14 protein-coding genes are annotated in these 13,818 nt (G+C 67.4%); 12 read left to right on the top strand and 2 right to left on the bottom strand.

What is annotated here, in order from left to right:
- Window positions 1-147 precede the first annotated feature (147 nt).
- Genes AWC07_RS20850 through AWC07_RS20835 form a run of 4 tightly spaced genes read left to right on the top strand, consistent with a single transcriptional unit; the run spans window position 148 to window position 2,926 of the window.
- Entirely contained in the window at window positions 148-654 is a 507-nt protein-coding gene (locus tag AWC07_RS20850; protein WP_036419261.1) for a nuclear transport factor 2 family protein, read from the top strand.
- Complete coding sequence (locus tag AWC07_RS20845) at window positions 651-1,685, top strand: NAD-dependent epimerase/dehydratase family protein (RefSeq protein WP_036419264.1); 1,035 nt, start codon at window positions 651-653, stop codon at window positions 1,683-1,685. The genes AWC07_RS20850 and AWC07_RS20845 overlap by 4 nt, the downstream gene beginning before the upstream one ends.
- 8 nt (window positions 1,686-1,693) lie before the next feature.
- Window positions 1,694-2,521 (top strand): class I SAM-dependent methyltransferase, encoded by an 828-nt coding sequence (locus AWC07_RS20840; protein WP_036419267.1) that lies wholly within the window; start codon window positions 1,694-1,696, stop codon window positions 2,519-2,521.
- Between the two features lie 24 nt (window positions 2,522-2,545).
- Window positions 2,546-2,926 (top strand): DUF427 domain-containing protein, encoded by a 381-nt coding sequence (locus AWC07_RS20835; RefSeq protein ID WP_036419270.1) that lies wholly within the window; start codon window positions 2,546-2,548, stop codon window positions 2,924-2,926.
- A gap of 1 nt (window position 2,927) precedes the next feature.
- Here AWC07_RS20835 and AWC07_RS20830 read toward each other — a convergent pair whose 3' ends face one another.
- Window positions 2,928-3,311: a nuclear transport factor 2 family protein gene (locus tag AWC07_RS20830; RefSeq protein WP_036419273.1), complete on the bottom strand. Its 384-nt coding sequence runs from the start codon at window positions 3,309-3,311 to the stop codon at window positions 2,928-2,930.
- 86 nt (window positions 3,312-3,397) lie between these two features.
- On the opposite strand from AWC07_RS20830, the gene AWC07_RS20825 reads away from it, so the two are divergent.
- Window positions 3,398-4,309: a DNA-3-methyladenine glycosylase family protein gene (locus AWC07_RS20825; protein WP_036419276.1), complete on the top strand. Its 912-nt coding sequence runs from the start codon at window positions 3,398-3,400 to the stop codon at window positions 4,307-4,309.
- A 40-nt stretch (window positions 4,310-4,349) separates the two neighbouring features.
- Here the strand turns inward: AWC07_RS20825 and AWC07_RS20820 are convergent, their stop codons facing one another.
- Window positions 4,350-5,789: a chloride channel protein gene (locus AWC07_RS20820; RefSeq protein WP_036419279.1), complete on the bottom strand. Its 1,440-nt coding sequence runs from the start codon at window positions 5,787-5,789 to the stop codon at window positions 4,350-4,352.
- A gap of 108 nt (window positions 5,790-5,897) precedes the next feature.
- On the opposite strand from AWC07_RS20820, the gene AWC07_RS20815 reads away from it, so the two are divergent.
- The 7 genes from AWC07_RS20815 to AWC07_RS20785 all read left to right on the top strand — a co-directional run bounded on the left by AWC07_RS20815 (window position 5,898) and on the right by AWC07_RS20785 (window position 13,818).
- The gene (locus tag AWC07_RS20815) at window positions 5,898-6,884 is read left to right on the top strand and encodes a pirin family protein (RefSeq protein WP_036419282.1); all 987 of its coding nucleotides are present in this window, start codon (window positions 5,898-5,900) and stop codon (window positions 6,882-6,884) included.
- Window positions 6,884-7,513 carry a TetR/AcrR family transcriptional regulator gene (locus AWC07_RS20810; RefSeq protein WP_036419284.1) on the top strand — a complete coding sequence of 210 codons (630 nt, stop codon included), beginning with the start codon at window positions 6,884-6,886 and terminating at the stop codon, window positions 7,511-7,513. Before AWC07_RS20815 ends, AWC07_RS20810 begins: the two co-directional genes overlap by 1 nt.
- 245 nt (window positions 7,514-7,758) lie before the next feature.
- Entirely contained in the window at window positions 7,759-8,691 is a 933-nt protein-coding gene (locus tag AWC07_RS20805; protein WP_139829809.1) for a class I SAM-dependent methyltransferase, read from the top strand.
- A complete protein-coding gene (locus AWC07_RS20800) occupies window positions 8,691-9,635 on the top strand; it encodes an SAM-dependent methyltransferase (protein ID WP_036419290.1) in 945 nt (314 codons plus the stop codon). Before AWC07_RS20805 ends, AWC07_RS20800 begins: the two co-directional genes overlap by 1 nt.
- 266 nt (window positions 9,636-9,901) lie before the next feature.
- Window positions 9,902-11,200, top strand: coding sequence for an MFS transporter (locus AWC07_RS20795; protein ID WP_244187646.1), 1,299 nt, complete (start codon window positions 9,902-9,904; stop codon window positions 11,198-11,200).
- A 189-nt stretch (window positions 11,201-11,389) separates the two neighbouring features.
- Window positions 11,390-12,877, top strand: coding sequence for an aldehyde dehydrogenase family protein (locus tag AWC07_RS20790; RefSeq protein WP_036418550.1), 1,488 nt, complete (start codon window positions 11,390-11,392; stop codon window positions 12,875-12,877).
- Window positions 12,878-12,957: 80 nt separating this feature from the next.
- On the top strand, window positions 12,958-13,818 hold the full coding sequence (locus tag AWC07_RS20785) for an SDR family oxidoreductase (RefSeq protein WP_036418547.1): 861 nt from the start codon (window positions 12,958-12,960) through the stop codon (window positions 13,816-13,818).

The following is a 13,818-nucleotide window of genomic DNA, read 5'->3' as shown; positions in this document are numbered from 1 at the left end:
ATCGCCCAGAGCCAGACCGCGCAGTCGGGTCGATGCCGTCGGCGCTACCGTCGTCGGACGTCGTACGATTCGCCTCATCTCGCGTCATCTCGCCTCATCGACCGAAATTGACGGACGGCTGCTGCCGGGCCGTCCTGAGGAGCTAACGTGACCGGCCCGGTGTTCAGCCGCGACGAATTGGCCGCGGCATTCGGCGAATTCGAGCGAACCGTCGCCCGCGCGGCGCAGACGCGAGACTGGGACGACTGGGTCGCCCAGTACACCCCGGACATCGAATACATCGAGCATGCCGCGGGCACGATGCACGGCCGCGAGCAGGTGCGCGCCTGGATTCAGCACACGATGTCGACCTTCCCCGGCAGTCACATGGTGGCGTTTCCGTCGTTGTGGTCGGTGATCGACGAGTCCACCGGCCGCATCATCATGGAGCTGGACAACCCGATGCGCGACCCCGGCGACGGCAGCGTGATCAGCGCGACCAATATCTCGATCATCACCTACGCCGGCGACGGCCAGTGGTGCCGCCAGGAAGACATCTACAACCCGCTGCGCTTCTTGAAGGCGGGAATGGCGTGGTGCCGCAAGGCGCAGGCGCTGGGCACCCTCGACGAGGACGCGGCGCAGTGGATGCAACGGTATGGGGGACCTCAATGAGCACCAAGCCCAAGCTGGTCATCGGCGCCAACGGCTTTCTGGGTTCACATGTGACCCGCCGACTCGTCGCGGCCGGCGAACAGGTACGGGCGATGGTGCGCCCCACCGCCAATACCCGGTCGATCGACGACCTGGAGGTCACCCGATTTCACGGCGACGTCTTCGATACCGCGGTGCTGCGCGAGGCGATGGACGGTTGCGACGACGTCTACTACTGCGTGGTCGACACCCGAGCCTGGTTGCGCGACGCGTCGCCGCTGTTTCGCACCAACGTCGAAGGCCTGCGCAACGTTCTAGATGTGGCCGTCGAAAAGCCGATAGCCGCGAACCTGCACAGGTTCGTCTTCACCAGCACCTATGCCACGGTGGGCCGCCGCCATGGGCACGTGGCCACCGAGGACGACGTCGTCGATGTCCGCCGGGTCAGCCCCTATGTCCAATCCCGGATCCAGGCCGAAGACCTGGTGATGCGGTATGTGTCGGAGGCGGGGCTGCCCGCCGTCGCACTGTGCGTCTCGACGACCTACGGCAGCGGCGACTGGGGCCGCACACCCCACGGCGCCTTCATCGCCGGCGCGGTTTTCGGCAAGTTGCCCTTCCTGATGACCGGGATCCAACTGGAAGCCGTGGGCGTCGACGATGCCGCCGAAGCGATGATCCTGGCGGCCGAGCGCGGCCGCAACGGCGAGCGCTACCTGGTCTCCGAAAGAATGATCGCGTTGACCGAGGTGGTGCGGATCGCCGCGGACGAGGCCGGGGTGCCGCCGCCGCGGCGCTCGATCCCGATGCCGGTGCTCTATGCGCTGGGCGCGCTGGGCAGCCTGCGGGCCCGGCTCACCGGCAAAGATGCCGAACTGAGCCTGCAGTCGGTGCGGATGATGCGCGCCGAAGCCGAAGTCGACCACAGCAAGGCGGTCCGCGAGTTGGGCTGGCAGCCGCGCCCAGTCGAGGAATCGATTCGCCAGGCCGCCCGGTTCTGGGCCGAGATGCGCACCGTCAGGCCGGACGCCAAGACCGCGCCATCCGAATAGGCAGACATATGGACAAAGTCGCGGTCAACCTCAGCGGGCCGCCGCAGACCATGCTCGCGACTCTGTACGCCAAGGCGCTCGACGCCGGCTTGGCGAACCCGATCCTGGGCGATCGCTACGCCGAGGAGGTTGTGAGGCGCATCGACTACGACTGGTCGCAAACCTCCATCACCGCGCGCAACTGTGCGTCGGTGACGACGCGGACGGCGCACTTCGACACCTGGGCCCACCAATTCCTGGCCGTGCACCCCAGCGCCGTCGTGCTGCATCTCGGTTGCGGGCTGGACAGTCGATATTTCCGGCTGCGGCCGGGCCCGGCGGTGCAGTGGTATGACGTCGACCACCCCGAGGTCGCCGCGCTGTTCACCCGGCTGTACCCGACAGCGGCCAACCACCACGTCATCGCCGCGTCGGTCACCGATCCGGCCTGGCTCGCCGACATTCCCGAAGACCTGCCCGCGCTGCTGATCGGCGAGGGGCTGACCATGTACCTCAGCGAACCGGACGGCGTCGGGTTACTGCGACGAGTGGTTGACCGTTTTCCGTCCGGCGAGTTGCAGTTCGACGCTTTCAACCGGCTGGGCATCAAGTCGCAATGGATCAACACCGTGGTGCGCCGATCCGGATCGACGCTGCGCTGGGGGATCGACGGGCCCGACGACATCCTGCGGGCGGTGCCCGGCACCCGGCTGCTGGCCCGGGTCCGCTGGTTCGAATCGGACACCTTCGCGCGGTTGCCGCGCGCCTACCAGGTGATGGGCCGGCTGATGTCGCGGGTGCCGGCACTGGCCAACATGGCGCAGTACCACCGCTACGCCTTCGGCCGGGAATGTTGATCGCCGGCAGGCGTTGCACCTCCCATGAGCCACCGGAAAGTCTTGGAACCCAACGCAGGGCACCCGATCACCATCGAACCGGCCAAGGGCCGGGTACAGGTCCGCGTCAACGGCGAACTCGTCGCGGACACCACTGCGGCATTGGAATTACGGGAGGCCACTTTGCCTGCGGTGCACTACATTCCGCTGGCCGACGTCGCCCAGGACCGGCTCACCCGTAGCGACACCAGCAGCTACTGCCCGTTCAAGGGACAAGCCAGCTATTACAGCGTCACCACCGCGGCCGGCGACACCGTCGACGACGCGATCTGGACCTACGAGCAGCCCTACCCCGCGGTCGCGGCGATCGCCGGACACGTCGCCTTCTATCCCAACAAAGCCCAGATCAGCGTCGAGCCGGCATAGCTCAGGGAAACACCTTCGCCAGCGACTGCGTATCGCTGTATTCACGCAACGACACGATCTGGCCGTCGTGGCACTCGAAGAGGCAGACGAACGGGCTGTCGTAGCGGGTGCCGTCGGCGGTGACGCCGTCGACCTCACCCTCGATGACAACCGTCTCGCCCTCGTTGACGCAGCGCAGCAGTTCGATATTGACCTCGAATTTCTTTTTGCGACGCTCGACCGCGCGCCGCAGGGTTGCCTTATTGAACGACGAACGCGTGACGATGCTCCAGTAGGTGAAGTCGTCGCTGAGCAACGCGAAGCCCTCGTCGAGGTCTCCGCCCTCGCACATGCTCTGCATGAACATCCATGCCAGTTCGGCCTGCGGGTCGTCGAACGGCGTCATCACATCGTCATCCTGTCGCGGGAGGGCGATCGCGGTCAATCGAGGTCCCGATCGCGGTTCGCTTGCGGGAGTCATGGCAGGCTCGGGTGATCAGCGCGCGCACAGTCACCTTCCCCGGGGCCGCCGGCTTCGGGCATACCCTGGCGCCATTGCGCCGCGGCCGCGGCGATCCCTGCTTTCGCATCCCCGGTGACGGCACGATCTGGCGCACCAGCCTGCTGTCCAGCGGTCCGGTCACGGCGCGCATCAGCCGGGCGGCGCCCGAAGCAGCCCGGTGCGCGGCGTGGGGCCGAGGGGCCGAACAGTTCATTGAGATGCTGCCGACGATGCTGGGCGCCGACGACGACGCCTCGGATTTCATGCCGAGTGAGCCGACGGTCGCAGCCGCGCTCCGGCGGCTGCCGCACCTGCGCCTGGTCCGCACCGGGCAGGTGCTGGAGGCGTTGATCCCGGCGGTCATCGAGCAGCGGGTCCCCGGCGCCGACGCCTTTCGGTCGTGGCGCGTGCTGGTGACCAAGTACGGCACGCCGGCCCCCGGACCGGCGCCCGACGGTATGCGGGTGCCGCCGTCGGCTGATGCATGGCGGCATATCCCGTCCTGGGAGTTTCACCGCGCCAACGTCGATCCGGGGCGGGCCCGGACGGTCGTGAACTGTGCCCGGCGGGCGGTGTCGCTGGAGCGGTTGACCGCGGTGCCGGCCGCGCAGGCACGCGAGGCACTCATGTCGCTGCCGGGAGTCGGTGTATGGACCGCGGCCGAGACGGCCCAGCGGGCCTTCGGAGACCCCGACGCGGTGTCGGTGGGCGATTACCACATTCCGAAAATGATCGGCTGGACCCTGCTGGGCCGTCCGGTCGACGACGCCGGCATGCTCGAGCTGCTGGAGCCAATGCGGCCGCACCGGCATCGGGTGGTCCGGCTGCTCGAAGCCAGCGGCCTGGCCTACGAGCCGCGCCGCGGGCCGCGGTTGGCGGTGCAGCAGATCCACTCGCGGTAAGCCTCCGCGGCGAGGACCGGTGTGAGACGGCCGGGACCGATCAGTCCCCGCGAGCCTTCGCGGCGCGCTCGGCCGCGGCGGCTTCGCGGTTCAACCGCTGCGCTTCGTAGATGGTGACGTTGGTGCGCGACATCAGCAATGCGGCGATCCCGACGGCCAGGATCGCCCCGGGCACCACCGAGAACGAGCCGGTCATCTCCGCGACCATGATCATGATCGCCAGCGGTGCCCGCGCCACACTGCCGAAACACGCCATCATGCCCACGACCACGAAGATTCCCGGTGCGTCGGGAACTCCCGGTATCCCAGAGAGCTCTCCCAGCCGCCAGATCGCGGCGCCGACGAACGCGCCGATGACGATGCCGGGCCCGAACAGCCCGCCCGAACCGCCGGTGCCGATCGACAGCGAGGTGGCGATGATCTTGGCGATCGGCAGGACGACGATGATCCACAACGGGATGCTCATCAGCGATCCGCGGTCGGCGGCCAGCTGCGCCCAGCCGTAGCCGCTGCTCAGGATTTGCGGGATCAGCAGCCCCAGCAACCCGACCAGCAGCCCGCCGACGGCCGGCTTGATCACCGGCCCGCCGGGAAGCCGGCGGGTGAGCGCTACGGATGCGTGGAAGATGCGGGCGTACAGGTAGCCGACGGCCGCGGCGATCAGCCCGATCACGACGAACCACAACAGCGGCCAGGCCCGCTCGAAGCGGTACTCGGCGTCGATGTAGCCGAACAGCGGGTCGAACCCCAGGAAGGCGCCGAGCACCGCATACGCCGTCCCGGAGGTGATGAAGCCGGGCAGCAGGCTGCGATAGTCGAAATCGTCGCGGTAGGTGATCGACGCCGCCAGCACCGCTCCGCCCAGCGGGGCGGCGAAGATCGCGCCGATACCCGCGCCGATACCCAGCGCCACCGCGATCCGGCCATCCTCGTCGGACAGGCCCAGCCGCCGCGTCAGCAATGAGCAGAAACCGGCCGAGATCTGCGCCGTCGGGCCCTCACGCCCGCCGGACCCGCCCGATCCGATGGTCAGCGCGCTGGCCACCATCTTCACCAGCACCGCCCGCCCGCGGATGGCCCGCGGATCGGTGTGGACCGCCTCGATGGCCTCGTCGGTGCCGTGACCGGTGGCTTCCGGCGCGAACCTGGCCACGATGAACGCCGAGAGCAGCGCCCCGCCCGTCGTCACCAGCGGAATGGCCCATGGGCGTGCGAAACCGCTGGACCCACGGCTGCCGCCCTCTCCGAGGGGGGTCGGAATGTGGTAGTTGGCGAGATAGCCGAGCAGGAACTCGCCGGTGTATTTCAGCGCCAGGTAGAACACCACCGCGCCCAGGCCGGCGATGACACCGATGGTGATGCCCAGCAATAACCACTTGCGAAGGTAGCCAGCACTTCTGATCGATGCGCCGAATCGCCCGCCGGCGGCGGCGGGCGGTGCCTCTGTGGGTTCTGGGGCGTCCGGTGTCGGGTCGCTCACCGCGCGTGCCTCGCAAGCATCAGGTCATCCTATGACAACCGGGAATAAGTGGACTCTGGTCCGGTTATACCTCGTAGTTCTCGATGAGTTTCCGATGAGGAGGTAGGAATGCCTGCTGTAACCGCCGATACGTTGACCCTGCCGCGGGTGGCTGCACCCGATGCCGGCGCTACCGAGCGGCCGGTCCGCTCGATCACGTCCGGCCCGCGAGGCTACGAGGGTGAGGGGTTTCCCGTTGTCCGGGCGTTCGCCGGAATCGGCACCGCCGCGCTGGACCCGTTCGTGCATATGGACCAGATCGGTGAGGTGGACTACCAGCCGGGCGAGCCCCGGGGCACCGACTGGCATCCGCACCGGGGCTTCGAAACCGTCACCTACATGATCGACGGAAAGCTCGCACACCAGGATTCCTACGGCGGCGGCGGCCTGATCACCGACGGCGCGACGCAGTGGATGACGGCGGGATCGGGCATCTTGCATATCGAGACACCGCCCATCGACACCGTGAATCACGGGGGGCTCTTCCACGGCATCCAACTGTGGGTGAATCTGCCGAAGAAGGACAAGTTTGCCCAGCCTCGCTACCAGGCCATCGAAGGCGGCGACGTCACGCTGATCGCCTCGGGCGACGGCGGAGCCCTGGTCCGCATCATCGCCGGAGACATCGACGGCCACCGTGGACCCGGGATCACCCACACGCCGATCACGCTGGCGCACGCCACGATCGAACACGGTGCCCGGCTGAACATCCCGTGGCGACGGGATTTCAATTCGCTGGTCTATGTGCTGTCCGGGCGCGGCTGGGTCGGCGCGGCCGGATACCCGATTCACCGGGGTCAGTTGGCGGTGATGGGCCCCGGTGACCGGATCACCGTGACTGCCGGCCCGACGCCGAATGCCTACCGGGCAACAGCTCTTGACGTGCTGCTGCTGGGCGGGCGACCCATTCGCGAGCCGGTATTCCACTATGGGCCCTTCGTGATGAACACCCGGGCCGAAGTGATCGAGGCGCTCGAGGATTACCAGGCTGGCAAGTTTCGTAGCATCCCGCCGAACGCGCTGATGCCGCACCGTGGCGGTGGCACACTCCAGTAATGCCGCCCACCGCCGCGCGTCGCGGCCCCGGACGTCCGCCTGCCGCAAAATCGGACGAGACGCGACGGCGCATCGTCGACGCCGCCCGCCAGGTGTTCAGCGAACGCGGTTACGACGGCGCGACCTTCCAGGCGATCGCCGTCCGGGCCGACCTGACCCGGCCGGCCATCAATCATTACTTCGCCAGCAAACGGGTGCTGTACCGGGAAGTGGTGGACCAAGCCAACGAGCTGGTCGTCACCGCCGGTATCGAGCGGGCACGGCGTGAGCCGACGCTGCTCCGGCGGCTGGCCGCGTTCATCAGCGTGGCGATGGAGGCAGACGGGAAAAATCCCGCCACTGCCGCATTCTTGGCCACCGCTGTGCTCGAGTCGCAGCGGCATCCGGAACTGGGGCGATCCGAAAACGACCCGGTCGCCGGCTGCCGGAAGTTCCTGATCTGGGCAGTCCACGATGCCGTTGCGCGCGGCGAACTGACCGCCGATACCCAGGCCGCTCCGTTGGCCGAGGCGCTGCTGCTCGTCTTGTGCGGGGTCGGCTTCTATGCCGGCTTCGTGGGCAGCTACCGGGAGATGGAGGACATCATCGCGGCGCTGCGGAAGTTGATGGCCGGCACGCTCTGGAAGTAGCAGGCCTGACCGCCAGTAGCCGACCGGCAGTAGTGACCTGGGCCACAAAGTGTATAGGTTGCCTAACTTATTAGGTAGCATGGTCGCGGTATGACTGATCCGGTTGGCGTTCCTTGGTTTTCCTTGGTTTTCCTTGGCTTTCCTTCGTTGCGCGCCGCTGGGACGAATCCCACGGTCTCGCGCCACTTTTCGCCGGTCCATCCAACGAGAGATTCGCTAGAGAACGGGAGCACGCGATGAGCACCCTGCGTACCCATGACGACACCTGGGACATCCGAACCAGCGTTGGTGCCACCGCGGTGATGGTGGCCGCGGCCCGGGCCGTCGAAACCGAACAGCCCGCGCCGCTGATCCGCGACCCGTATGCCAAACTGCTGGTCACCAACGCCAATGCCGGCGTCCTGTGGGAAGCGATGCTCGACGAGCAGATGGTGGACAAGATGGCGGCTCTCGACGCCGAGACCGCGGCGACCGTCCAGCACATGCGCAGCTACCAGGCCGTGCGGACGAACTTCTTCGACACCTACTTCGCCGACGCGGTCGCCGACGGGATCCGCCAGGTCGTGATTCTGGCCTCGGGACTGGACTCCCGCGCCTACCGGCTGGACTGGCCGGCCGGGACGACGGTGTACGAGATCGATCAGCCTCAGGTTCTTGCCTATAAGTCCGCGACGCTGGCGGGAAACGGGGTGACGCCGTCGGTCGATCGCCGTGAGGTGCCGATCGACTTGCGCCAGGACTGGCCTGCCGCGTTGCGCGCCGCCGGTTTCGACCCGACAGCCCGGACCGCATGGCTGGCCGAGGGACTGCTGATGTACCTGCCCGCCGACGCCCAGGATCGGCTGTTCAGCCAGATCGGCGAGCTCAGCCCGCCGGGGAGCCGGATCGCCGCCGAAACCGCGGGCAACCACGCCGACAAACGGCGCGAACAGATGCGGGAGCGATTCAAGAAGGTGGCCGAGACGCTGGGTCTGGAGCAGACCGTCGATGTGCAGGAGCTCATCTACCACGACCCCAAGCGAGCGAAGGTCGCCGACTGGCTCAACGACCACGGTTGGCGCGCCACAGCGCAAAACGCCGGCGACGAGATGCGCCGGGTGGGCCGCTGGGTCGAGGGCGTACCGATGGCCGACGACAAGGATGCGTACTCCGAGTTCGTGACGGCGAAGCGGTTGTAATGCCGCGCACCGCGGACGACTCCTGGGATATTGCAACGAGCGTGGGGGCAACCGCGGTGATGGTCGCCCTGGCCCGTGCGGCCGAGACGGCCAGCGACAATCCGCTCGTCCGGGACGAGTTCGCCGAGCCGTTGGTGTCCACTCCCGAATTGGCGGGAGTTCGCGAGCAGGTTGCCGCCTGGTGGGCCCCGGGGCCGGACCCCGGCTCCGGGGCTGACCCGGATTTGACCGTCGATTCCCGGCAGATGATCAATTACCAGGCGGTGCGCACCCATTTCTTCGATGCGTATTTCGCCGACGCGGCCGGGGCCGGAATCCGCCAGGCTGTGTTGCTGGCCGCAGGTCTGGATTCGCGTGCCTATCGTTTGGACTGGCCGGACGGCACCATCGTGTACGAGATCGATCTGCCCAAAGTGCTGGAATACAAGGAGCGGACCCTTGCCGCCCACGGTGTCGGTCCGGTTGCCGATCGGCGGCCAGTGCCCGTCGACCTGCGCCACGACTGGCCGCAAGCACTGCGCGATGCCGGTTTCGACCCGAGCCGTCCAGCGGCCTGGCTGGCCGAAGGGCTGTTGCCGTTCCTGCCGGCGTCGACGCAGGAGGCCATGTTCGCCTCGGTCGACACGCTCAGCGGACCGGGCAGCCGGGTGGCCGTCGAGATTTTCGTATTCGACGAAGACAAGCGCCAAGAGGCGCAGCAGAAATGGGCAGAGCGACGCGCGAAACGAGAAGCCATCGGCCCCGACGGCTCGGACGCCTCGTTCAACCCGTTCGACCTATGGTTCGACGACGAAGGCCGACCTGATCCGGCCGATTGGTTCGCCGCGCACGGCTGGGCGACGCTGTCGGTGGAAGCGCGCGACGAGGCGGTGCGACTGGGCCGGCCGCCGGGGCCTGAAGGCGGGCCGTTCGCCAACCGATTCGTGACAGCGGCCAAACTCTGACGGGAGAAAGCACTCAAAGCAAAGGCCCGTTCGGATTTCGCTGCAGCAAAACTTTCAAAGCCACGGCCGGCCGATGGCGGCTGGGTTAGTCTGAGGCTCCGTCCGGTCGCCCGGTAAGGAAGTGGTTGCATGGACCTCGACGCCGCGGTCAGCACGGTAGCCCTCGGATCGGCAACTGCCAGGAGCTTCTCCTTTTCGTCCATATCGCTGGGTGACCCACCCCATCAAGCCGGCGCGGACTAACCGGTTAACCCGGGGTTGCGGCCGTGTCGACCCGGAGCGCCGATGGTCACGGTCTCCTGCGCGGCACGCCGGGCCACGTTGGCCGCGGCGAAGCAGCGGGGCGCGGGGTCGCCCCGGACACTGACGCGAACTCTTTCGCACTGACGCTGGCGCTGCTGACCTCGACGGCGTTCCTGCTTTTCGCGCAGATCTTCATGGTTGCCCCGATCCTGCCGGCGCTGGCGGGCGACTTCGGCAGCACCGCGGGCATGGTCGGACTCGGGGTGCCGGCGTTCTTGGTGCCCTACGGGTGGACGGTCCTGGTGTGGGGCACGGTATCGGACCGGTGGGGACGCCGCCGCGTCATCCTTATTTCGCTGTGCGCCTTCGTGATTCTGACCGCAGGCACCCCGCTGGCAACCAACGTCGGGGAATTCATCGCGCTTCGATTCGTGACCGGGGTCGCCGCCGGCGGCGTGGTGCCGATCAGTGTGGCATTGATCGGCGACCTGGTGCCGTACCGGCGTCGCGGCCGGGTGCTGGGATGGGTCTTCGGCGGAGCGGCCGGTGGGATGGCCTTCGGCGCGGCCGGGGGCGCGCTGGGCGAACAGCTGGTCGGCTGGCAGGGGTTGTTCGGTGTGGTGGCCGTCGGCGGATTGGCGTTGCTGGTGCTGGGGCTGTGGTTGGTTCCCGACACCGCTGCAGCGCCACGCCCGTCGTCGGTCCGCCAGGTCGCGGCCGGATTCGCGGATCTGCTGAGCACCTCCCGTGGTCGCCGGACCTATGGCTACGTGCTGGTCAACGCGGTGCTGCACGCCGGGATCTACACCTGGCTGGGGGTCTATCTGCACGACCACGTTCAGCTCGACGAGGCGCAGATCGGGCTGGTGCTGCTCGGCTACGGCATCCCGGGCTTGGTGCTCAGCCCGGCCATCGGCCGACTGGCCGATCGCTACGGACGGGCGCGCGTCATCCCACTCGGGTTGGCCCTGACCGCCGCCTGTGCCGCGGTGTTCGCCAGTGAGCCGTCGTTGGTATTCCTCCAGGCCGCCGTCGTCTCGCTGTCGCTGGGGTACGACATGACCCAACCGGCCCTGGTCGTCATCGTCACCGATCTTCCCGGGCAGCGCGGGCAGGCGATCGGGCTCAACTCCTGCGTCCTGTGGGTTGGCATGGGCGTTGGCAGCCTGGTCTTCCAGGCCATCCTGCTGCCACTCGGCTTTTCCGCCGCCTTCGCCTGGTTTGCGGGCCTGTCCCTGCTCGCCGGGGCGGTCGCGATACCGCTGTTTCGTGCCGAACGACCTGCGCCAGGTACCAGAGTGTCACCCGCCGCTCCGGCGTAGCGCAGATCGGGCCGGATCTTTTCTATTCCTGCCGTAGCCGCATGACTAGGATCGCGAATATCACCGATGTGCGACCACATGATGTGGCATGAGCACTCCGGGCCACTTCCGGGAAGCCGGAAAGACCCGGATCGGACCCGGAAAGATCCGGATCGGACCCCGATAGGACCCCGATAGGAAGGGACAACGATGACCGCCGAATCGGTTGCACCGAAAGCTCAGGAACTCGAGGCGGCCCAGCCCGCAGCCGCTGAAGCCGACGCGTCGAAGTCGACCGATGTCGCCGGAACAGTAGCCGAAACCGTGGCGCGGCTGCGTAAGACGTTCGCCACCGGACGCACTCGCAGTGTCGAGTGGCGCAGGAACCAGTTACTGCAATTGCAGCGGCTGATGGAGGAGAACGAGGACGCGATCACCAAGGCGCTCGCCGAGGACCTGGACCGCAACCCGGTCGAGGCGTATATCGCCGATATCGCGGTGACAGTCAGCGAAGCGAAGTATGCGGCCAAGAAGGTCCGCAAGTGGATGCGCCGCAAGTACCTGCTCCTCGAGGCGCCGCAGCTGCCCGGCCGGGGCTGGGTGGAGTACGAACCCTACGGCACCGTGCTGATCATCGGCGCCTGGAATTACCCGTTCTATCTGACGCTGGGCCCGGCGGTCGGCGCGATCGCCGCCGGAAACACCGTCATCCTCAAACCCTCGGAAATCGCCGCGGCGTCGTCACGACTGATAGCCGAGCTGGTGCCCCGCTACCTCGACCGCGACGCGATTGCCGTGGTCGAAGGCGACGGCACGGTAAGTCAGGCGCTCATCGCGCAGGGCCTGGACCGGGTGATGTTCACCGGCGGCACCGAGATCGGCCGCAAGGTCTACGAAGGCGCGGCGCCGCATCTGACCCCGGTCACGCTCGAACTCGGCGGCAAGAGCCCGGTGATCGTTGCGGCCGACGCGGACATCGATGTCGCCGCCAAGCGGATCGCCTGGATCAAGCTGCTCAACGGTGGCCAGACCTGCGTCGCTCCCGATTACGTGCTGGCCGACGCGACCATCCGCGACGAGCTCGTCACCAAGATCGGCGCCGCCATCAGCAGGTTCCGTTCCCAGGACGACCCGGCCGGATTGCGCATTGTCAACCAGCGCCAGTTCGACCGGTTGAGCGGTTACCTCGCCGCTGTCGAAAACCAGGGCGAAGCCGACGGGAAGGCCAAGGTCGCCGTGGGCGGTCAATGTGACGCGTCGAGCCTGCGTATCCAGCCGACCGTCGTCGTCGACCCCGATCCGGCCGGACCGCTGATGTCCAACGAGATCTTCGGGCCGATCCTGCCGGTGCTCACCGTCAAGTCGCTGGACGAGGCAATCAAGTTCGTCAACTCGCGGCCCAAGCCGCTGTCGGCATACCTGTTCACCAAGTCACGAGAAACGCGTGAACGGGTGATCAAGGAGGTGCCGGCCGGCGGCATGCTGGTCAACCACCTGGCCTTCCAGGTGTCGACGGCCAAGCTGCCGTTCGGCGGCGTGGGCGCCTCCGGCATGGGTGCATACCACGGCAAATGGGGCTTCGACGAGTTCAGCCACCGCAAGTCGGTGCTGACCAAGCCGACCCGCCCCGACTTCTCGAAGATCATCTACCCGCCCTACACCGAGCGGGCGTTCAAGCTGGCGCGCAAGCTGTTCTAGCCTGACGCAGATGCCCGCGCGACCCGGTTAGCCGCCGGGCCGACCCTGACCATGTCAACGCACGTTCAGAGAGGAAGCTGATGCCTGGAGTGCAGGATCGCGTCGTCGTCGTTACCGGAGCCGGTGGGGGGCTGGGCCGTGAATACGCCCTGACTCTTGCCCGGGAGGGCGCCAGCGTCGTCGTCAACGATCTCGGCGGATCCCGGGACGGGACTGGCGCCGGCCACAACATGGCCGATCAGGTCGTCGCCGAGATCAAGGACGCCGGCGGGCGCGCGGTGGCCAACTACGACAGCGTCGCCGAGCCCGAGGGGGCGGCCAACATCGTCAAGACCGCGCTCGACGAGTTCGGGGCGGTGCATGGCGTGGTCAGCAATGCCGGGATCCTGCGCGACGGCACCTTCCACAAGATGTCGTTCGAGAACTGGGACGCCGTGCTCAAGGTGCACCTCTACGGCGGGTACAACGTGATCCGCGCGGCCTGGCCGCACTTCCGCGAACAGAGTTACGGCCGGGTCGTCGTCGCCACCTCCACCAGCGGGCTGTTCGGCAACTTCGGCCAGACCAACTACGGTGCGGCCAAGCTCGGGCTGGTCGGCCTGATCAACACGCTGGCGCTGGAAGGCGCCAAATACAACATCCACGCCAACGCGGTCGCCCCGATCGCGGCCACCCGGATGACCCAGGACATCATGCCGCCGGAGGTGCTGGAGAAGCTCACGCCGGATTTCGTCGCGCCGGTGGTGGCCTACCTGTGCACCGAGGAATGCGCGGACAACGCGTCGGTGTTCATCGTCGGTGGTGGCAAGGTGCAGCGAGCCGCGTTGTTCCAGAACGCCGGGGTTAACTTCGACACCCCGCCTTCGGTGCAGGATGTGGCGGCACACTGGGCCGAGATCACCGACCTGTCCGCCGCGCAAAAAGCCGGATTCAAGCTGTAG

The sequence above is a fragment of the Mycobacterium gastri genome, assembly GCF_002102175.1.
Lineage (GTDB): Bacteria > Actinomycetota > Actinomycetes > Mycobacteriales > Mycobacteriaceae > Mycobacterium > Mycobacterium gastri.
The sequence above is the reverse complement of the archived record's forward strand: the minus strand, read 5'-3'. Positions and strand labels throughout refer to the sequence as shown.

What these genes read in the sequence shown, in the direction of transcription:
- AWC07_RS20845 (WP_036419264.1), top strand. Translation starts at nt 651, where the DNA reads ATGAGCACCAAGCCCAAGCTGGTCATCGGCGCCAACGGCTTTCTGGGT.
- AWC07_RS20840 (WP_036419267.1), top strand. Translation starts at nt 1,694, where the DNA reads ATGGACAAAGTCGCGGTCAACCTCAGCGGGCCGCCGCAGACCATGCTC.
- AWC07_RS20835 (WP_036419270.1), top strand. Translation starts at nt 2,546, where the DNA reads ATGAGCCACCGGAAAGTCTTGGAACCCAACGCAGGGCACCCGATCACC.
- AWC07_RS20830 (WP_036419273.1), bottom strand. Translation starts at nt 3,311, where the DNA reads ATGACGCCGTTCGACGACCCGCAGGCCGAACTGGCATGGATGTTCATG.
- AWC07_RS20815 (WP_036419282.1), top strand. Translation starts at nt 5,898, where the DNA reads ATGCCTGCTGTAACCGCCGATACGTTGACCCTGCCGCGGGTGGCTGCA.
- AWC07_RS20810 (WP_036419284.1), top strand. Translation starts at nt 6,884, where the DNA reads ATGCCGCCCACCGCCGCGCGTCGCGGCCCCGGACGTCCGCCTGCCGCA.
- AWC07_RS20800 (WP_036419290.1), top strand. Translation starts at nt 8,691, where the DNA reads ATGCCGCGCACCGCGGACGACTCCTGGGATATTGCAACGAGCGTGGGG.
- AWC07_RS20790 (WP_036418550.1), top strand. Translation starts at nt 11,390, where the DNA reads ATGACCGCCGAATCGGTTGCACCGAAAGCTCAGGAACTCGAGGCGGCC.
- AWC07_RS20785 (WP_036418547.1), top strand. Translation starts at nt 12,958, where the DNA reads ATGCCTGGAGTGCAGGATCGCGTCGTCGTCGTTACCGGAGCCGGTGGG.